The 17,443-nt window shown below is 57.9% G+C and carries 18 protein-coding genes and 2 tRNA genes; 9 read left to right on the forward strand and 11 right to left on the reverse strand.

What is annotated here, in order from left to right:
* Positions 1-40 precede the first annotated feature (40 nt).
* Complete coding sequence (locus BWI95_RS19810) at positions 41-1,033, reverse strand: GlxA family transcriptional regulator (RefSeq protein WP_054803191.1); 993 nt, start codon at positions 1,031-1,033, stop codon at positions 41-43.
* Positions 1,034-1,151: 118 nt separating this feature from the next.
* Between BWI95_RS19810 and BWI95_RS19815 the strand changes: the two genes are divergently transcribed.
* The 7 genes from BWI95_RS19815 (at position 1,152) to BWI95_RS19845 (ending at position 6,527) form a co-directional block, all read left to right on the forward strand.
* Positions 1,152-1,916 (forward strand): alpha/beta fold hydrolase, encoded by a 765-nt coding sequence (locus tag BWI95_RS19815; protein ID WP_083699425.1) that lies wholly within the window; start codon positions 1,152-1,154, stop codon positions 1,914-1,916.
* A 16-nt stretch (positions 1,917-1,932) separates the two neighbouring features.
* Positions 1,933-2,547 carry an FMN-dependent NADH-azoreductase gene (locus BWI95_RS19820; RefSeq protein ID WP_076770106.1) on the forward strand — a complete coding sequence of 205 codons (615 nt, stop codon included), beginning with the start codon at positions 1,933-1,935 and terminating at the stop codon, positions 2,545-2,547.
* 10 nt (positions 2,548-2,557) lie between these two features.
* Positions 2,558-2,866: a YciI family protein gene (locus BWI95_RS19825; RefSeq protein ID WP_076770107.1), complete on the forward strand. Its 309-nt coding sequence runs from the start codon at positions 2,558-2,560 to the stop codon at positions 2,864-2,866.
* Between the two features lie 105 nt (positions 2,867-2,971).
* On the forward strand, positions 2,972-3,160 hold the full coding sequence (locus BWI95_RS19830; protein ID WP_054803193.1) for a YjfB family protein: 189 nt from the start codon (positions 2,972-2,974) through the stop codon (positions 3,158-3,160).
* 103 nt (positions 3,161-3,263) lie between these two features.
* Positions 3,264-3,965: an acrylate utilization transcriptional regulator AcuR gene (gene acuR, locus BWI95_RS19835; RefSeq protein WP_054803194.1), complete on the forward strand. Its 702-nt coding sequence runs from the start codon at positions 3,264-3,266 to the stop codon at positions 3,963-3,965.
* Positions 3,962-4,939, forward strand: a complete 978-nt coding sequence (gene acuI, locus BWI95_RS19840; RefSeq protein ID WP_054803195.1) for an acrylyl-CoA reductase (NADPH) — start codon at positions 3,962-3,964, stop codon at positions 4,937-4,939. Before acuR ends, acuI begins: the two co-directional genes overlap by 4 nt.
* Before the next feature lie 133 nt (positions 4,940-5,072).
* Complete coding sequence (locus BWI95_RS19845) at positions 5,073-6,527, forward strand: AMP nucleosidase (RefSeq protein WP_054803196.1); 1,455 nt, start codon at positions 5,073-5,075, stop codon at positions 6,525-6,527.
* 211 nt (positions 6,528-6,738) lie between these two features.
* Here BWI95_RS19845 and BWI95_RS19850 read toward each other — a convergent pair.
* From BWI95_RS19850 to BWI95_RS24080, 3 genes are all read right to left on the reverse strand, one after another.
* Positions 6,739-6,814 (reverse strand) — tRNA-Asn (locus BWI95_RS19850).
* An 80-nt stretch (positions 6,815-6,894) separates the two neighbouring features.
* Entirely contained in the window at positions 6,895-8,382 is a 1,488-nt protein-coding gene (locus BWI95_RS19855; RefSeq protein WP_076770108.1) for an EmmdR/YeeO family multidrug/toxin efflux MATE transporter, read from the reverse strand.
* The gene (locus BWI95_RS24080; protein ID WP_219846320.1) at positions 8,382-8,540 is read right to left on the reverse strand and encodes a DUF5951 family protein; all 159 of its coding nucleotides are present in this window, start codon (positions 8,538-8,540) and stop codon (positions 8,382-8,384) included. The genes BWI95_RS19855 and BWI95_RS24080 overlap by 1 nt, the downstream gene beginning before the upstream one ends.
* 5 nt (positions 8,541-8,545) lie before the next feature.
* Here BWI95_RS24080 and BWI95_RS19860 point away from each other — a divergent pair.
* A tRNA-Asn gene (locus tag BWI95_RS19860) sits at positions 8,546-8,621 on the forward strand.
* A gap of 59 nt (positions 8,622-8,680) precedes the next feature.
* Here the strand turns inward: BWI95_RS19860 and BWI95_RS19865 are convergent.
* The 6 genes from BWI95_RS19865 to fusA all read right to left on the reverse strand — a co-directional run bounded on the left by BWI95_RS19865 (position 8,681) and on the right by fusA (position 15,734).
* A complete protein-coding gene (locus BWI95_RS19865; protein ID WP_054803197.1) occupies positions 8,681-9,745 on the reverse strand; it encodes a class I mannose-6-phosphate isomerase in 1,065 nt (354 codons plus the stop codon).
* 16 nt (positions 9,746-9,761) lie between these two features.
* A complete protein-coding gene (locus tag BWI95_RS19870; RefSeq protein ID WP_076770109.1) occupies positions 9,762-10,619 on the reverse strand; it encodes a glucose 1-dehydrogenase in 858 nt (285 codons plus the stop codon).
* 362 nt (positions 10,620-10,981) lie between these two features.
* Positions 10,982-12,007, reverse strand: coding sequence for an LLM class flavin-dependent oxidoreductase (locus tag BWI95_RS19875; RefSeq protein WP_054803199.1), 1,026 nt, complete (start codon positions 12,005-12,007; stop codon positions 10,982-10,984).
* Positions 12,008-12,128: 121 nt separating this feature from the next.
* Positions 12,129-13,085 carry a L,D-transpeptidase gene (gene ldtA / locus BWI95_RS19880; RefSeq protein WP_076770341.1) on the reverse strand — a complete coding sequence of 319 codons (957 nt, stop codon included), beginning with the start codon at positions 13,083-13,085 and terminating at the stop codon, positions 12,129-12,131.
* Between the two features lie 63 nt (positions 13,086-13,148).
* Complete coding sequence (locus BWI95_RS19885; protein ID WP_076770110.1) at positions 13,149-13,451, reverse strand: helix-turn-helix domain-containing protein; 303 nt, start codon at positions 13,449-13,451, stop codon at positions 13,149-13,151.
* 180 nt (positions 13,452-13,631) lie between these two features.
* Complete coding sequence (gene fusA / locus BWI95_RS19890; RefSeq protein ID WP_076770111.1) at positions 13,632-15,734, reverse strand: elongation factor G; 2,103 nt, start codon at positions 15,732-15,734, stop codon at positions 13,632-13,634.
* Positions 15,735-15,952: 218 nt separating this feature from the next.
* On the opposite strand from fusA, the gene BWI95_RS19895 reads away from it, so the two are divergent.
* A complete protein-coding gene (locus BWI95_RS19895) occupies positions 15,953-16,264 on the forward strand; it encodes an ArsR/SmtB family transcription factor (protein WP_054803200.1) in 312 nt (103 codons plus the stop codon).
* Between the two features lie 101 nt (positions 16,265-16,365).
* Here BWI95_RS19895 and cobT read toward each other — a convergent pair whose 3' ends face one another.
* Complete coding sequence (gene cobT, locus BWI95_RS19900) at positions 16,366-17,424, reverse strand: nicotinate-nucleotide--dimethylbenzimidazole phosphoribosyltransferase (protein ID WP_054803201.1); 1,059 nt, start codon at positions 17,422-17,424, stop codon at positions 16,366-16,368.
* Between the last annotated feature and the right edge of the window lie 19 nt (positions 17,425-17,443).

Below are 17,443 nucleotides of genomic sequence, written 5' to 3' on the forward strand. Positions count from 1 at the left end.
AGAAAAGCCCGCTTTTAAGCGGGCTTTTTGCTTTTCTGCATCAGCCGCCCTGCTCCATCGGCAGGTTCTGTCGGCTTCTGCTCCATGCCTTGTAGCGCGCCGGTGACATACCGATCACCGCGCTGAACGCCCGTCGGAAGACCGTCTCATCCTGATATCCGCAGGCAAAGGCCACCTGGCTGACGCTGTTGCCGGGCACCTCAAGCAGCGTAATCGCGCTCTCAATGCGCACACGGGTGATGAAACTTTTCGGGCTCTCCTGCAGCAGGTCGCGCATTTTCCGGTGCAGCGTGCGCGGCGTCATATTGAGCGCGGCGGCAAGTTGCTCAACGGTGATCGCCGGGTTCTGGTAGCGCACCAGATTTTCGGCTTTGGTTAATAGCGGGTCGACGGAGTTGAGAAAGCCTTTGGGTGCATAGAGCTGCTGGGAGAGTGGCTGGCTGTCGGCAACGGCCATATCCGCCACCAGGCGGGCAATCTCTTTTCCGGCGTGGTTAGCGACAATATGCAGCGTTAAATCCACCCACGACAGCGGCCCGCCGGTGGTGATGACATTGCGATCCTCGGCCAGCGCTTTTCCCCACACCGGTTTTGCCCGCGGATAACGTTCACGAAACGTATGAAACAGCCACCAGGTGGTAGTGCAGATCCTGTCGGTCAACAACCCCGCCTCGCCAAGCACAAAGCCGCCCGCACAGGCACCCGCCACCACGCTTCCTTTTGCATGGCAGCCTTTAACCCACTGCGCGGCCTGCGCAACCGCCTCTGCATCAACGGGGTGCTTATCCTCATTGAGCTTCATGCCGCTGGCGATAATGAGATCCGGGCGCTGATCAAATGCGCCATCGCTTTCAATCATTCGCCCCTGCGCATCCGGCACGGCTGTGCCCTCTGCCGTCACGATCTGTGTTTCAAAACGCGCCGTGGCGTGATGATTTTGCCCGATAACCTGGTTTGCCAGCCAGAACATATCCGTTAACCCCGCCAGCGCTGAACGCATACTGCCGGGTAATGCCAGAAGCGCAACGCGCATACCTCACCTCATCACTCTGTCCGATTTTGCATTATAGATGTCAAATAAGACACTACTCGCCAGCCGCAAATTCTTTCACACTCTTCCCAACTTCTCCTCCACTGATTAAGGGCTGGCAATGTGGCGCAACTTCACGCTGTTAACCATGCGGGTTTTTACCCTGCTACTGATGACCATTTTTGCCGCCCAGGCAAAGGAACAGACCATGCCTGATATCGTTCTGGTACACGGCGCGTTTACAGATGGCTCCAGCTGGTCGGCGGTGATGGCCCGGTTACAGGCGATGGGCTACCACGTGACGGCCGTGCAAAACCCCCTCACCTCGCTGCAGGATGATGTTAACGCCACGCGCGCAGTTATTGCCCGCCAGCCTGGTGATGTTTTGCTGGTCGGCCACTCGTGGGGTGGTGCGGTGATCACAGACGCGGGTAACGATCCGCGCGTCAAAGGGCTGGTCTATCTCTCGGCGCTGGTGCCGGACAGCCACGAGTCTGTCGCGGGCTTGCTGACGCGTTTACACGCGCCGATGACGGGCTTATCTGCCGACGAACAGGGGTTGATCTGGCTCGACGACCCGGCTCTGTTTCATAAGGTGATGGCAAACGACCTCTCCCGCCAGCGGGCGCAGCTGCTGGCCGCCGCACAGCAGCCAATTGCCGCACGTGCCTTTACCGACACCCTCACCCATGCTGCCTGGCACGATAAACCGTCATGGTATCTGGTGACCGAAAATGACGCCGCCCTCAACCCAACCGTGCAAAACGCACTGGCAAAGGCGATCGGCGCGACGCGCGTTTCACTCTACTCCAGCCATCTGTCGATGATCTCCCATGCCGATCGCGTGGCTGAGTTTATCGATCGGGCTGCCCGCACTCTTCCCTGAACCAGAGGCTATTGGTATGAACATCCTGCACATTGATTCGAGCTTTAATCACGCGCACTCCGTCTCGCGCCTGCTCTCCCGGGAGATTGTCGACCGGCTGATGCAAAGCGGGCGCTATGACGAGGTGGTTTATCGTGATGTTGTTGACGACGAGATAAGCCATCTGACCGCACCCATCGCCGCTGGCTTCCGGCCGGTGGCAGAGCCCGATCTCGCGGCCGATGTCGCCGTCGAGCACCGTCTCTCCGAGGTGCTGGTCGCAGAGTTTCTGGCAAGCGACGTGATTGTTATTGGTGCGCCGATGTACAACTTTTCCATTCCGAGCCAGCTGAAAGCGTGGCTTGATCGCCTTGCCCAGCCGGGCAAAACCTTCAGCTACACTGCGCAGGGCCCGGTTGGGCTTGCCGGTGATAAGCGGGTGATTATCGCCTCTTCGCGCGGCGGCTTTTACCACGATACGCCACTGGCAGAGATGGATTTCCAGGAGCGCTACCTCAATGCCTTTTTTGGTTTCCTCGGCATCACCAACGTCGCGTTTGTGCGCGCGGAGGGGATCTCGAAAGGAGATGCAGTGAAAGAGCGTGAAATTCAGCGCGCTATCGCCTCAGTGGCAGATGTCATTAACCTGTAAGGAGCCGCAGATGTTATACGCAGTGACATTACGCTGGATAACCTCGCCGGAGCGACTGGAGCCGTGGCGCGAGGGACATAAAACATGGCTGGTGGAAGGGCTTCAGCAAGGGATGGTGATTGTCGCCGGCCCGCTGAGCGACAACTCCGGCGGCGTTATCCTTCTGCAGGCGCAAGATGAGAAACAGATTGAGGCTTATCTCCAGCGCGATCCCTTTATTATCAACGCCCTCGTCTCGGTAGAGCGGGTAGCGGTTGAGCCGGGGCTGCGCTCAGTGGATTTTCCCGCGCAGTGGGCAGCCGCAGCGAAGACGGTATAGCGGGCAGGTTCAGCGTAAAGTTTTGCGCCACTTTGCCGATAACTCAGTGCGGCGTTTATTTCGCCGTGCTGAGCGATGTTGCTCGACAACAAAAGGATGATCGACATGGATCCAATTCAGATCGCATCATTAGCCAGCAGCCTTGATTCTTATCAGCTCGATAACCAGGTGAACACCCTGGTGCTGAAAAAGGCGCTGGATACGCAACAAACTATTGCAACGGATCTGATCAAACAGATCCCGCAGTTGCCTTCTAATCCGGCTATCGGTCGTACCATTAATACGACTGCCTGACGGAGTTGCCCGCCTTGTGCGGGCATTTTTCTCCCCCTCCTCCCTTGCCTCTTCTCCCCGTCCGGCGTAGGCTTAAGCCAATTAAAACCAATCGGTCTAAATTATGGATGGCGATAATACATTGACGCAAAAGCCGCGTCGTGGCCGCCCGCCACAAAAGGCACGCGACTTTACCGACACTCGCCAGGCGCTGATCCGCTCGGGTCTGGAGGTGCTGACAGAAACCGGCTATCTCGCTGCCGGGATCGATGCGGTAATCAAAAATATCGCCGTGCCTAAGGGATCGTTTTATCACTGCTTTAAGAGCAAAGAGGCGTTTGGTATGGCGGTGCTTGAGGCCTACGGTGCCTTCTTTGCCCATAAACTCGACACTTTTCTGCTTAATACGTCACGTACGCCTTTTCAACGGCTGGACGCCTTTGTCCATCACGCCAGTGAAGGAATGGCGAAGTATGATTTCCGCCGCGGTTGCCTTGTCGGCAACCTGTTGCAGGAGACGCCGCTGTTACCCGATGCATTTCCAGAGCAGCTAAAAACCATTCTGCACAACTGGGAGTGCCGCGTGGCAGCGTGCCTGCGCGAGGCGCAAGCCTGCGGCGAACTGCCGCAACAGGCGTCGCCCGAGGCGCTGGCCAGCCTCTTCTGGTCCGGCTGGGAGGGCGCGGTGATGCGCGCCAAACTCTTTCGCAGCGCAGAGCCGCTCGACCACTTCTGGGCCTTCTTCCGCCAACATATTCAAATAACACCTGCAGAGCTGGCATTACGCCGAAATCCACCCCTCATGACGAGGAAAACGCAGTTATGAAAGCATTAGTTCTGGAACAACATGAGAAACAGACCCTCGCCGCGGTGCAAGAGATCGCCCTGCCGGATCTTGCCGAGGGCGAGGTGAAAGTCGATATCGACTGGTCCTGCCTCAACTACAAAGATGCGCTGGCCATCACCGGCAAAGGCAAAATCGTGCGTCAGTTCCCGATGGTGCCGGGCATCGATTTCGCCGGTCGCGTCAGTGAAAGCCGCGATGCGCGCTACACGCCGGGCCAGGCGGTGATCCTCACCGGCTGGGGCGTGGGGGAAAATCACTGGGGGGGCCTTGCAACCCAGGCCTGCGTGAAGGGCGACTGGCTGGTGCCGCTGCCGCAGAGCCTGAGCGCACGCAATGCGATGATCATCGGCACCGCCGGTTTTACCGCCATGCTCTGCGTTAACGCCCTGCAAGAGGCGGGCGTAAAACCGCAGGATGGCACGGTGCTGGTTACCGGTGCCAGCGGTGGCGTCGGCAGCACGGCGGTTGTCTTGCTGAAAACGCTGGGCTACAGCGTTGCGGCGGTGACGGGTCGCGAATCAACCCATGCGTTCCTGCGCCAGCTGGGCGCGGATCAGATCCTGCCAAGAAGTGAGTTTGATGAGACGCGCCCGCTGGAGAAGCAGCTCTGGGCAGGCGCGGTCGACACGGTTGGCAGCAAGGTGCTGGCAAAAGTGCTGGCGCAGACCAACTATGGCGGCTGCGTGGCGGCCTGCGGTCTGGCGGGCGGTTTCGATCTGCCGACCAGCGTAATGCCGTTTATTCTGCGCAATGTGCGTCTGCAAGGAGTTGACTCTGTGATGGTGCCAACTGAAAAGCGCAGCGCCGTCTGGGAGAAGCTGGCAAGCACGCTGCCGGAGAGCTATTACCAGCAGGCCGCAACAGAGATCGCGCTCGAGCAGGTCCCTGCTACCGCCGCCGAATTCCTCAACAACAATATTCATGGCCGTACGCTGGTCAACATCCACGCGTAACCCGCTTCCGGCGTGCGCTGGCGCGCCGGATCTTTTCTCCCCCCGTTTCTTCCGAATCACTGTCCGGCAACTTTCGTTTCACAAAGTCGTGACATATTATCGGTAGAGCCGTAACGCAGATAAGGAGATAAAAATGACCAACGAGGGTGCAAATCTGACCCCGGAACAGGCGCTGGATCAGCTGGAAGCGCTGTATGACCGCTCCGTCAATGCCCTTCGCGAGGCGATTGGTATCTATATTGAGAAAGGTGAGCTTCCTGACGTTGAAGCGCGTGAAAAAGGGCTGTTCGTCTACCCGCAGTTGTCGGTGAGCTGGAACGGCAGTGCAAGTAAGCCGTCAAAAACCCGCGCTTATGCACGCTTTACCCACGCGGGCCGCTACTCCACCACGATTACCCGCCCGTCGCTGTTTCGCGCCTATCTTATCGAGCAGCTCACGCTGCTGTGCCAGGATTATGGCGCGCAGATCGAGGTTGGCCTGTCGGCCCACGAGATCCCTTATCCTTATGTGATAGACGGTTCAGAGCTGACGCTGGATCGCTCAATGAGCGCTGGCCTGACGCGCTTTTTCCCGACTACCGAACTGGAGCAGATTGGCGATGAGACGGCAGATGGCCTGTTCCATCCGACCGAACTCTACCCGCTGTCGCACTTTGACGCCCGCCGCGTCGACTTCTCGCTGGCGCGCCTGCGCCACTACACCGGTACGCAGGTTGAACACTTCCAGCCGTTTGTGCTGTTTACCAACTACACCCGCTATGTGGATGAGTTTGTGCGCTGGGGTTGCAGCCAGATCCTCGATCCCGATAGCCCCTATATCGCCCTCTCCTGCGCGGGCGGACACTGGATCACCGCGGACACCGAAGCGCCGGAGCAGGCGATCTCCGATCTGGCGTGGAAGAAGCACCAAATGCCCGCCTGGCACTTAGTCACGGCAGACGGCCAGGGCATTACGCTTATCAATATTGGCGTTGGCCCGTCGAATGCGAAAACCATCTGCGATCACCTGGCGGTGCTGCGCCCGGATGTCTGGCTGATGATTGGTCACTGCGGCGGCCTGCGCGAAAGCCAGCAGATTGGCGATTATGTGCTGGCGCACGCCTACCTGCGTGATGATCATGTCCTTGATGCAGTCCTGCCGCCGGACATCCCGATTCCGAGCATCGCCGAAGTGCAGCGCGCGCTGTATGACGCCACCAAAGAGGTGAGCGAGATGCCTGGAGAAGAGGTGAAACAGCGGCTGCGCACCGGCACGGTGGTCACCACCGACGATCGTAACTGGGAGCTGCGCTACTCTGCTTCAGCGCTGCGCTTTAACCTGAGCCGCGCGGTAGCAATTGATATGGAGAGCGCCACCATCGCCGCGCAGGGTTACCGCTTCCGTGTGCCTTACGGTACGCTGCTCTGCGTCTCGGACAAGCCGCTGCACGGCGAGATCAAGCTGCCCGGCCAGGCGAACCGCTTCTATGAAGGGGCCATCTCCGAGCACCTGCAAATCGGTATTCGCGCTATCGACCTGCTGCGCGCCGAAGGCGATCGCCTCCATTCGCGTAAGCTGCGCACCTTTAACGAACCCCCTTTCCGATAAACCTGCCTCTCTCACCGCCAGTTTCGGCTGGCGGTGAACAGCTCGTTTGTGAGAATACACAAGCCATTCGCCCGCGCGGAGCGCGACAAAAGGTTATATCGACAGTGAGCCTATAAAGCGGGTTGTGATTGGTGAAGGGCAAAAACTGAGACGGCGAGATGACCGAAATATGAAAAGCAAAAAGCCTGCTCGTAAGCAGGCTTCTTAAATTTGGCTCCTCTGACTGGACTCGAACCAGTGACATACGGATTAACAGTCCGCCGTTCTACCGACTGAACTACAGAGGAATCGTGTGAACGGGGCGAATATTAGCGGTGCCCCTGCGCCATGTCAAAGCCTGATTTCACATTTTGGCGCGTTTGCCGAATTATTCTCCATTTTGCGCAGAAATGGTCCGTTCCGTCGGCGTTTTCTGCGGCTTCGGATACTTCCACAGCCAGCGGCCGCTGACCATTCGCCAGTAGAAAAGCGCACCGCGCACCGCCCAGTCAAGGAACATCCCCAGCCAGACACCGACCACGCCCATACCTAACACGATACCGAGCGTATAACCCGCCACGACGCGACAGCCCCACATGCCGAGCATCGACACCCACATCGCGAAACGCGCATCGCGCGCGCCTTTCAGCCCGGCAGGCAGCACCCATGACGCAGCCCAGATTGGCATAAACGCGGCATTCAGCCATAAAAGCACCTTAACGACCTCTTTTACATCCTCTTCGTGGGTATAAAACGCGGCGAACCACCCGGCAAACGGCGCGGTTCCCCAGGCAATCGCTGTCAGTAACAGCGTCGAGAGCCAGAATACATGGCGCAGCTGGCGTTCGGCCTGGGCTATCTGCCCTTTGCCAAGCCGTTTACCGGTAATGATCGTCGAGGCCGAGCCGAGCGCGTTACCGGGCAGGTTAATCAACGCCGCCACGGAGAAAGCGATAAAGTTCCCGGCAATCACGTTGGTGCCCATCCCGGCGACGAACATCTGCGTCAACAGTTTACCGCCGTTAAACAGTACCGATTCGATACTGGCGGGAATGCCGATGCCCATCACTTCCCAGATAATGTTGAAGTTCAGCTTCTCGAAATAGCTTTTGAGCGGAATGCGTAGCGACGGGTTAAAGCCAATCATCAGTACCCAGATAATCGCCACCGCGCCGATATAACGCGAAATGGTCAACCCGAGCCCCGCACCCGCAAAGCCCATTCCCTGCCAGCCAAAAGCACCGTAGATCAGCGCGCTACTGATGATGATATTGAGAATATTCATGCCGCCATTAATCAGCAGCGGGATTTTCGTGTTACCTGCGCCGCGCAGCGCGCCACTGCCAATCAGCGCAATCGCCGCCGCCGGATAGCTCAGCACCGTTAACTCAAGGTAGGTAAGCGCCAGATCCTTCACCGGCTGGGTTGCCGCTCCGGCAATAACATCAATAATTTCACGGCCGAAGTAGTGGATCACCGCTGCCAGCACGATGGCGAACAGCGTCATGATCATCAGCGATTGCCGCGTTGCTGACCTCGCCCGCTCGGCGTCGAGTTTGCCAAGGCTGAAGGCCACCACCACTGTGGTACCGAGATCGATAGCGGCAAAAAAAGCCATCACCACCATGTTAAAGCTGTCGGCAAGGCCTACGCCCGCCATCGCCTCTTTGCCCAACCAGCTCACGAGGAAAGTGCTGAGCACGCCCATCATCAGCACACAGGTATTTTCGAGGAAGATCGGCACCGCAAGCGGGGTGATTTCCCGCCAGAAGAGCACACGATAGCTTTTACGCTTTCTATACCAGGGGGTACGCATGACGGCCTGGCGAAGGGGGGTGACGACGTTCAAAATAGTCCTTGCCGCAAAAGATGAAATTACATTTCAAATGATGGGGGAGAAATGGTGATCCTGCAAAGCAATTCAGCATAAATTGGTGTCAATACATGCAAATCGCTGATGGAATCAGCAGTTGACTCCCCTCCCCTGAAATGGGGTTTGACAAAAGATTTTTCGCCGCTAAGATAAGCCTCCACACGATTCCTCTGTAGTTCAGTCGGTAGAACGGCGGACTGTTAATCCGTATGTCACTGGTTCGAGTCCAGTCAGAGGAGCCACATTTAAGAAGCCCGCTCAGGGAAACCCGAGCGGGCTTTTTGCATTCTGCGCAATCAGGCTAACGCAGGTGCCCGTCTATATCGCCGAGCGCCGCAATCTGATCTTCGCGGTAGCCCGCATCCCGCAGCGGTTGCAGCACATCAGCCATCAGATCCGGCACATAACCGATTAGCACATCTCCCGCATCATGCAGAGTGACCTCATCCAGCGCCGCGGGCAGCAGCAGCGATGCCGCCCTGCCAACCGGTATGCTGACGCCGTTTGCCTCAACGGTAAGTGGCGCACCGAGGTTAGTGAGAATACGCGCGCTATTGAAATGAAAACGTTGCGTCTGGCTGAACGACCAGCGCTCCAGCGCAAAGTAGGGCCCGGCGCAGCAGAAGAGCCGCGTCAGATTTGGCGCATCAAGCGCCAGCCCAGGCTGCGGCTGGCAGCGCAGTTCCGGACGCAGCTCCTGTAACAGCGCATCAATATTGCGCTCCCACTCCTGCTGGCTCAGGCGCGAGCCATCCTCCATGCGCCACGGCATGGCGTGCTGCTGGATATCCGAGGTCTGCTCGATTTCATAAATCAGCGTGTCGGGGCCGAAGCTGTGCAACATGCCGCCGGGCACGTAAAATGTATCACCCGTTTTCACCGGCACGCGGTACATCACCGCATCGTAATCCTCGGCCAGCAGTGCCGCTTTCAGCCGCGCATTATCAACGCCCTCGCGCACGCCGAGGAGACAGGTCGCGTCTTCCGCCGCCCACAGAATGTACCAGGCTTCGGTTTTGCCATTGGGCTGCTGCTCAAGGGCCTGCGCGACTTTATCGTTGGCATGCAGGTGCACCGGGAGCATCCCGCTGCCGTCGATGAATTTGCTCAGCAGCGGGAAGTACGGCCCGCGCCAACCGGGCGCTACCATCTCATCGGGATAGCGCTCCACCAGCTCACGCAGGCTGCAACCTGCATATTCACCGTTAACCACCGAGGCGATCATGCCGTCAACGTCGCTGATCTCCCAGGTTTCCGCGATGCGTGAATCGGGCAGATCCGCTTTGCCCAACTGCTGCTTAATGCGTTGCCCGCCGAAGATATGGGTGGCAACAGGCACACTGAGCGCCAGGGGATAAGCCTTCATCACGTCTCCTTGCCCGTCAGATAACTGCAACGCCACCGGTAACAGCAATGGTCGCACCAGAGATATAGCTCGCTTCGTCGCTGGCTAACATCACGTAGGATGAGGCGAGTTCAGCGGGCTGCCCCATTCGCTCAAGCGGGACTTCACTACCAAAGCTTTCAACCTGCTCAGGTGGCATGGTCGCCGGGATAAGCGGCGTCCAGATAGGGCCAGGCGCAACGGCGTTTGAACGGATACCCTTTTCAGCCAGCAGCGCAGCGAGGCTACCGGAGAAGTTGATAATCGCCGCTTTGGTCGCCGAGTAAGCAATCAGTTTCGGCTTCGGCTGATCGGCATTTACCGAGGCCGTGTTGATGATCGACCCACCCGCCGGCATATGCGGTACCGCCGCCTTGCAGATATAGAACATGGCGTAGAGATTGGTTTTCATGGTGCGGTCGAATTCATCGTCGCTGATCTCATCAAGCGACTCGCGCGTCATCTGGTAGGCAGCATTATTCACCACAATGTCGATCTTGCCGAATTGCTCCACCGTCTTCGCCACAATATTGCGGCAATGTTCAGCATTCGTGATATCCCCCGCAATCAAGACGGCTTTCTGCCCTGCCTTTTCAACCCACTGTGCGGTGTCTTTCGCATCATCATGCTCATCAAGATAGGAGATCACCACGTCTGCGCCTTCGCGGGCATAGGCGATGGCAACAGCCCGGCCAATACCAGAGTCACCGCCGGTGATAATGGCGGTTTTGCCTTTCAGGCGACCCGAGCCCTGATAATCCGCTTCACCGTGATCGGGTTTCGGCTCCATCTTTAAAAAACTGCCGGGCCACTGTTGTTGTTGCGCGTGTTGAGGATTTTGTGGACGGTCTGTCATATCTTATCTCCTTGTGTGGGGGCGAAATCGCCTGCAAAAACGAAGCGTTTCACCGCGCGGAAATGACGTTATGTCGTTACCGTTAACGCCAATAAGTGTAGCAGCCGTCACAAAATCGCAAGGGAGATAACTCTGAGTAACAGTTTGAGTGGAAAGGATTTCAAGCGAAGCGAGGAGGAATATGGCGTCTTACCGGCGACAAATCGCGTAATACGCTGCTTTTTAACTGGCAGGAAAAGCGAGGAGCGGATAAAGGTGATATTTTTATTAAAATCAACGTACTGTAAAAAAACTTACCGCTTCCTGTCTTTCGAACACACGGTAAAAAACGCCCTGCCGGCGCGCGCGGCAGGGCGTCCTGATTAGCTGCGCCAGCCCATTGCGGGCGCAACGTGTTTCAAAATTGACTCAATAACGTGGGCGTTGTAGTCAACGCCAAGCTGGTTCGGCACCGTCAGTAACAGCGTGTCCGCTTCGGCAATCGCTTCGTCTCGCTTAAGTTGTTCAATCAATTTGTCCGGCTCTGCGGCATAGCTGCGCCCGAAAATCGCCCGCGTCTTCTCATCAAGAAAACCAATTTTGTCATCGTCGTCGCGGCTGCCGCCAAAGTAGGCGCGGTCGCGATCGTTCATCAGGGCAAAGATGCTGCGGCTAACGGAGACGCGCGGTGAGCGCGTATGACCTGCGGCTTTCCACGCCTCACGGTAGGCGCGGATCTGCTGCGCCTGCTGAATGTGGAACGGCTCGCCCGTTTCGTCATCTTTCAGCGTCGAACTTTGCAGATTCATCCCCAGTTTCGCCGCCCATACCGCTGTGGCATTGGAGCCCGCGCCCCACCAGATGCGCTCGCGCAAACCCTCTGCGTAAGGCTCAAGGCGCAGCAACCCCGGAGGATTGGGGAACATCGGTTGCGGGTTGGGCTTAGCAAACCCTTCACCGCGCAGCGCATCGAGCAACACTTCGGTGTGACGTCGCGCCATATCGGACTCATTTTCGCCCTCGGCGGGCTGGTAGCCGAAATAGCGCCAGCCATCAATCACCTGCTCCGGCGAGCCGCGGCTGATGCCAAGCTGCAAACGACCACCGGAAATGAGATCCGCCGCGCTGGCGCTCTCCGCCATATAGAGCGGGTTTTCATAACGCATATCGATCACGCCAGTACCAATCTCAATGCGGCTGGTTTTGGCGCCGACGGCGGCGAGCAGCGGGAACGGCGAGGCGAGCTGACGGGCGAAATGGTGCACCCGGAAGTAAGCGCCATCTGCACCCAGCTCTTCTGCGGCGACCGCCAGATCGATAGATTGCAGCAGCGCGTCAGCCGCGGAGCGGGTGCCGGACTGCGGCGAGGGGGTCCAGTGACCAAATGATAAAAAGCCGATCTTCTTCATGGCGTCGTCCTTCGTTCAGTAAAGCGTAAGTGCCCCCTACTCTACGCTTTACGCCATAAGAAGAAATAACATTGATTTAACAATAACATTCAAATTAATTGAGCAATTGCGCTGCCCGCTTTTACATCCGCTCAATACCTCGCATTTCGCTGTTGTTCACAGCTGGCACGCCGATTTTTACCGGCATCCCTGAACGTCTCTCCAGCGCCATCGCCACCTGGCCTGCATCCGCGCCCGCCTCTTTTACGATTCTGTTGAGTACCGGCGTGGCGGGCAGAGGCACTTTTGCTGTCGATTCAAACTCTGCGCGGTTGCGCGACAGCGGCTCGTGCACTTCGACCCAGCTGCTGCCGTCCGGCTCGCGGCTCACTTTCACCGGCTCATCGATAATCTGCACGCGGGTGCCGACCGGCACGTTATCAAACAGGTATTTGATGTCCTGATTGCGCAGGCGGATGCACCCCTGGCTAACGCGCAGGCCGATGCCGAAATCCGCATTGGTGCCATGAATGGCATACAGCTTTCCAATATAAATGGCGTATAGCCCCATCGGGTTATCTGGCCCGGCTGGCACAAAGGCTGGCAGGGTTTTGCCCTCATCGGCGTAGGCTTTGCGGGTGTTGGCCGTCGGTGTCCAGGTAGGACCCGCCTGTTTGCGCTCAACGGCAGTCACCCAGTTACGCGGCGTTTCGCGTCCGGCCTGGCCGATACCAATCGGCAGGATCTCAACGGTATTGCTCTCTTTTGGGTAGTAATAGAGCCGCATTTCCGCGACGTTAACAACAATGCCTTCCCGCACAGTCGCAGGGAGGATGATCTGCTGCGGGATGACCAGCTGTGTACCGGCTTTTGGCAGATAGGGGTCTGCATCGGGATTGGCTTCCAGCATATTGCTCAAACCCTGCCCATATTTTGCGGCAAAGGCTTCCAGCGGAAAGGTATTGCCCTGCGGCACGGTGATGGTTTGCGGGCTACCCACCAGCCGGCTGCCTTCCGGCGGCAGCGGGTAAGTAACCGCCAGCGCAGGCTGGGCCGAGAGTGACAGCAGAGAAGCGCAAAGCAGTGTGACAGGACGCAACATAACCTTTCCTCAGGCGAAGCGGATGTCTGCTAATGATAGTCGGCTTCCAGGGATCTGCTGTCAGAGCGCGAAACCATAATGGGAGCCGTCGGGCAACTCGATATCGATCCGCAGCTTGCTGCCCGTTGCCTCGACGTAGCGTTTCAGCGTCGATAACTTAATATCTCTCCCCTGCTTCTCCATTACGGCCACGGTGGGCTGCTTAAGCCCCAGCTCCTGCGCCATTTCGTTCTGCGTTTTTTGCACGCGCTCGCGCAGCTCAGCAAGGTGAATATTAAGCAGCATCTCCTGCACCAGGGTTTGCGCCTTCGCGACAACCTCAGGTGTCTGTTCGGCAATTAATTGCTCGAGTGTTTTACTCATTGCATTTACTCCTTTTGTCGATCTTCTGCAGATGCAGCCTGGAAGCGCGCTTCCACACTTTCGATGAAAAACAGCAGAGTGGAAAAAAGGTTGCGAAGCCGCTCAATGAATAACAGCGCTGGACAACAATTGAGCGTAAAAAACCCCGCCGAAGCGGGGTTTGAAGTGACGAGTTAAACTCTATCCTTTACTGCGGCTGGCGATAATCTCCTCAGCCACATTGCGCGGCGCTTCCGCGTAGTGATGGAACTCCATGCTGTAGGTTGCACGCCCCTGCGACATCGATCGCAGCGTGGTGGCATAGCCAAACATCTCCGCCAGCGGTACGTCGGCACGGATAATCTGGCTACCGAAGCGCTCTTCCATCCCCTGTACCATGCCGCGACGGGAAGAGAGATCGCCCATAATATTCCCGGCGTACTCCTCCGGCGTCTCTACTTCGACATGCATTACCGGTTCAAGGATCGCCGGATCTGCTCTGCGTGCGCCCTCTTTAAAGCCAAAGATCGCCGCCATGCGGAAGGCCATCTCCGAAGAGTCGACATCGTGATAGGAGCCGAAGGTTAGCGTCGCTTTCACATCCACCACCGGGTAGCCCGCCAGCACGCCGCTGTTCATCGCTTCACGCAGCCCCTTCTCAACGGAGGGGATATACTCGCGTGGCACCACGCCGCCTTTGGTCGAGTCTTCAAATACAAAGCCGCTTCCTGCCGCCAGTGGCTCCAGCGTCAGCACTACATGGCCATACTGCCCTTTACCACCGGACTGGCGCACAAACTTGCCTTCAATCTCTTTAACGGTTTTGCGCAGCGTTTCGCGATAAGTAACCTGCGGGCGACCGATATTCGCTTCCACGCCAAATTCGCGTTTCATGCGGTCAACAATGATCTCCAGATGCAGCTCCCCCATCCCGGAGATGATAGTTTGCCCGGACTCTTCATCCGTATGCAGACGGAATGACGGATCTTCCGCCGCAAGCCGCTGCAGCGCGATGCCCATCTTCTCCTGGTCCGCTTTAGTCTTCGGCTCGATGGCGAGCGAGATCACCGGCTCCGGGAACTCCATGCGCTCAAGCGTAATCACCTTGTCCGGATCGCTCAGCGTGTCGCCAGTGGTGACATCTTTCAACCCGACACAGGCGGCGATATCGCCCGCGCGCAGCTCATCCACTTCATGCCGGTCGTTGGCATGCATCTGCACAATACGCCCGATGCGCTCTTTTTTGCCTTTCACCGGGTTGTAGACCGCATCGCCTTTTTTCAGCACGCCCGAGTAGACGCGGATAAACGTCAGCTGGCCGACATAGGGGTCGGTCATCAGTTTGAAGGCGAGCGCCGAGAAGGGTTCGTCATCATTCGCATGACGTTCCGCCGGCTGGCCTCTTTCATCCACACCCTGAATTGCCGGAATATCCAGCGGCGAGGGCATCAGTTCCACCACCGCGTCGAGCATGCGCTGCACACCTTTGTTTTTGAAGGCGCTGCCGCACAGCATCGGCTGGATTTCACCGGCGATGGTGCGCTGGCGCAGACCGGCAATAATTTCAGCGTCGTCCAGCTCGCCGGTTTCGAGGTATTTATCCATCAATGTCTCGTTCGCTTCCGCTGCCGCAGAGACCATTTTTTCGCGCCATTCTTGCGCAGTTTCCAGTAACTCTTCAGGCACCGGCGCATAGCTAAAGGACATCCCCTGCGTGGCATCATCCCAGATGATTTCGCGCATTTTGATCAGGTCGATAACGCCCGTGAAGTGCTCTTCAGCACCAATCGGGATGACAATCGGCACCGGGTTGGCTTTCAGGCGGTCGATCATCATCTGTACCACGCGGAAGAAGTCTGCGCCGGGGCGGTCCATTTTGTTCACGAATGCGAGGCGCGGAACGTGATACTTATTGGCCTGCCGCCAGACGGTTTCTGACTGCGGCTGCACGCCGCCCACCGAGTCGTAAACCATGACCGCGCCGTCCAGCACGCGCATAGAGCGCTCCACTTCGATGGTGAAATCGACGTGCCCTGGGGTATCGATAATGTTGATACGGTGCGGTTCAAAATTGCGATCCATACCGGGCCAGAAGCAGCTTACCGCCGCGGAGGTAATGGTAATGCCGCGCTCCTGCTCCTGCGCCATCCAGTCGGTGGTTGCCGCGCCATCGTGTACTTCCCCCAGCTTATGGCTCATCCCGGTGTAAAACAGGATGCGCTCGGTGGTGGTGGTTTTACCGGCATCGATATGCGCGGAGATACCGATGTTGCGATAACGTTCGAGAGGAATGGGTCGGGGCATGATGCGTCCTTAGTCTGTTGACTGTTAGTTGGCGGCCCGAATAAGCCGCAGAGGTTTAACGGCGTTTAGCATAGTACAACTGTACGTATATATTCGAACTATTTTTACTATTCCTTTGATTGGCGAATCCGGGGTAGCGGTCGTGGTGTTAAGCAGGCAGTTTGCGTATAGTAGCGCCGCTGAGTCAGCCGCAGCCCCATCGTTAATACAGGAAAAGTATGATCGCTAACCACCCTGAACGTGAGCAGTTTCGCCTGGAAAATGTGCTTTTTGCGCTCGGCAACCCGCTGCGCCTGGCCATCATCAAGCGCCTGGCCGACGGCAGTGAAATGAGCTGCAACACGCTGCGTCCACAGGAGGTGGCGAAATCGACCATGACCCATCACTGGCGCGTGCTGCGCGACAGCGGCGTGGTGTGGCAACGCCCGCAGGGGCGGGAGAATATGATTTCACTGCGCCGTGAAGATCTGGATATCTGTTTTCCCGGCTTGCTGGATACACTGTTGCAGGTAATGCAGCAGGCCGAGTAAGCGGCGTTTTGCCGGATGGCGCTGCGCTTATCCGGCCCACAAAACAGCATGCATTCGGTTTGCGTAGGCCGGATAAGGCGTTAGCCGCCATCCGGCAACCCTCACTGCACCGGCGGCAACACAATATTACTGTCCGCCAGCGTGCCCATCTGGTTGTAAATTGTACAGGCGGCGTCCACCAGCGGCATTGCCAGCGCCGCACCGCTCCCCTCACCTAAACGCATCTCCATCAACAGATAGGGTTCAAGCCCGAGCGCCGCAAGGGCGATACGCGCCCCTTTTTCCGCGGAGAGATGCGAGGGGATCAAATAGGGTTTCACCTGCGGGGCTATCCGGCACGCCGCCAGCGCCGAGGCATAAGAGAGAAAACCATCCAGCACCACCGGTAAGCCGCAGGACGCAGCTCCGACTATCACGCCGGTCATCCCCAGCAGATCGTAGCCGCCCACTTTTGCCAGCACGTCCAGCCCATCAGCCGCATCCGGTTGATTGACGGCAAGCGCCCTGCTCACCACCTGCACTTTATGATCGAGTCGCGATTCAGGCAGATTGGCACCGAGGCCGACCACCGCCTCCGGCGCACTGCCCGTCAATACGCTGACCACCGCCGCAGCGGGCGTAGTGTTCGCCATGCCCAGTTCGCCGACGCCAAACAGCTTCACCCCTTGCGCAGTAAGCTGGCGGGTATAACGCACTGTCGAGAGCAACACCGCTTCCGCCTGCTCGCCGCTCATTGCCGGACCCGTCGCAATATTCCCGCTACCGCGCGCGACTTTCATATTGATAAGCCCCGCAATAGGCTCCGCGTCAATCCCGACATCCAGCACGTGCACCTTCGCCCCGGCCTGCGCTGCCAGCGCGCATACGCCAGTGTTAGCCTGCACCATGTTCGCCGCCTGAATAGCGGTCACCGCTTTCGGCGAGACCGTCACGCCTTCCTGCCAGACACCGTGATCGGCGCACAGCACAATGAGCGCTTTCTCATCTACCCGCAGCTCGCCCTGAAGGCCAGGCATCCCGGCCAGTTGCACCGCCAGCGACTCGAGCCGCCCGAGGCTGCCAACCGGTTTGAGTAACCCATTTAAGTGCTGCTGCGCGCGTCGCATCGCCCCTTCGTCGGGAGCCGGAATGGCGGCTAATATCGTCGCTAATGTCTGCATGAGGTCTCTCGTTAAGGGA

The organism is Kosakonia cowanii JCM 10956 = DSM 18146, from assembly GCF_001975225.1.
GTDB classification, from domain to species: domain Bacteria; phylum Pseudomonadota; class Gammaproteobacteria; order Enterobacterales; family Enterobacteriaceae; genus Kosakonia; species Kosakonia cowanii.

What these genes read in the sequence shown, in the direction of transcription:
- BWI95_RS19810 (WP_054803191.1), bottom strand. Translation starts at nt 1,033, where the DNA reads ATGCGCGTTGCGCTTCTGGCATTACCCGGCAGTATGCGTTCAGCGCTG.
- BWI95_RS19815 (WP_083699425.1), top strand. Translation starts at nt 1,152, where the DNA reads ATGTGGCGCAACTTCACGCTGTTAACCATGCGGGTTTTTACCCTGCTA.
- BWI95_RS19820 (WP_076770106.1), top strand. Translation starts at nt 1,933, where the DNA reads ATGAACATCCTGCACATTGATTCGAGCTTTAATCACGCGCACTCCGTC.
- BWI95_RS19825 (WP_076770107.1), top strand. Translation starts at nt 2,558, where the DNA reads ATGTTATACGCAGTGACATTACGCTGGATAACCTCGCCGGAGCGACTG.
- BWI95_RS19830 (WP_054803193.1), top strand. Translation starts at nt 2,972, where the DNA reads ATGGATCCAATTCAGATCGCATCATTAGCCAGCAGCCTTGATTCTTAT.
- acuR (WP_054803194.1), top strand. Translation starts at nt 3,264, where the DNA reads ATGGATGGCGATAATACATTGACGCAAAAGCCGCGTCGTGGCCGCCCG.
- acuI (WP_054803195.1), top strand. Translation starts at nt 3,962, where the DNA reads ATGAAAGCATTAGTTCTGGAACAACATGAGAAACAGACCCTCGCCGCG.
- BWI95_RS19845 (WP_054803196.1), top strand. Translation starts at nt 5,073, where the DNA reads ATGACCAACGAGGGTGCAAATCTGACCCCGGAACAGGCGCTGGATCAG.
- BWI95_RS19865 (WP_054803197.1), bottom strand. Translation starts at nt 9,745, where the DNA reads ATGAAGGCTTATCCCCTGGCGCTCAGTGTGCCTGTTGCCACCCATATC.
- BWI95_RS19870 (WP_076770109.1), bottom strand. Translation starts at nt 10,619, where the DNA reads ATGACAGACCGTCCACAAAATCCTCAACACGCGCAACAACAACAGTGG.
- BWI95_RS19875 (WP_054803199.1), bottom strand. Translation starts at nt 12,007, where the DNA reads ATGAAGAAGATCGGCTTTTTATCATTTGGTCACTGGACCCCCTCGCCG.
- BWI95_RS19885 (WP_076770110.1), bottom strand. Translation starts at nt 13,451, where the DNA reads ATGAGTAAAACACTCGAGCAATTAATTGCCGAACAGACACCTGAGGTT.
- fusA (WP_076770111.1), bottom strand. Translation starts at nt 15,734, where the DNA reads ATGCCCCGACCCATTCCTCTCGAACGTTATCGCAACATCGGTATCTCC.
- BWI95_RS19895 (WP_054803200.1), top strand. Translation starts at nt 15,953, where the DNA reads ATGATCGCTAACCACCCTGAACGTGAGCAGTTTCGCCTGGAAAATGTG.
- cobT (WP_054803201.1), bottom strand. Translation starts at nt 17,424, where the DNA reads ATGCAGACATTAGCGACGATATTAGCCGCCATTCCGGCTCCCGACGAA.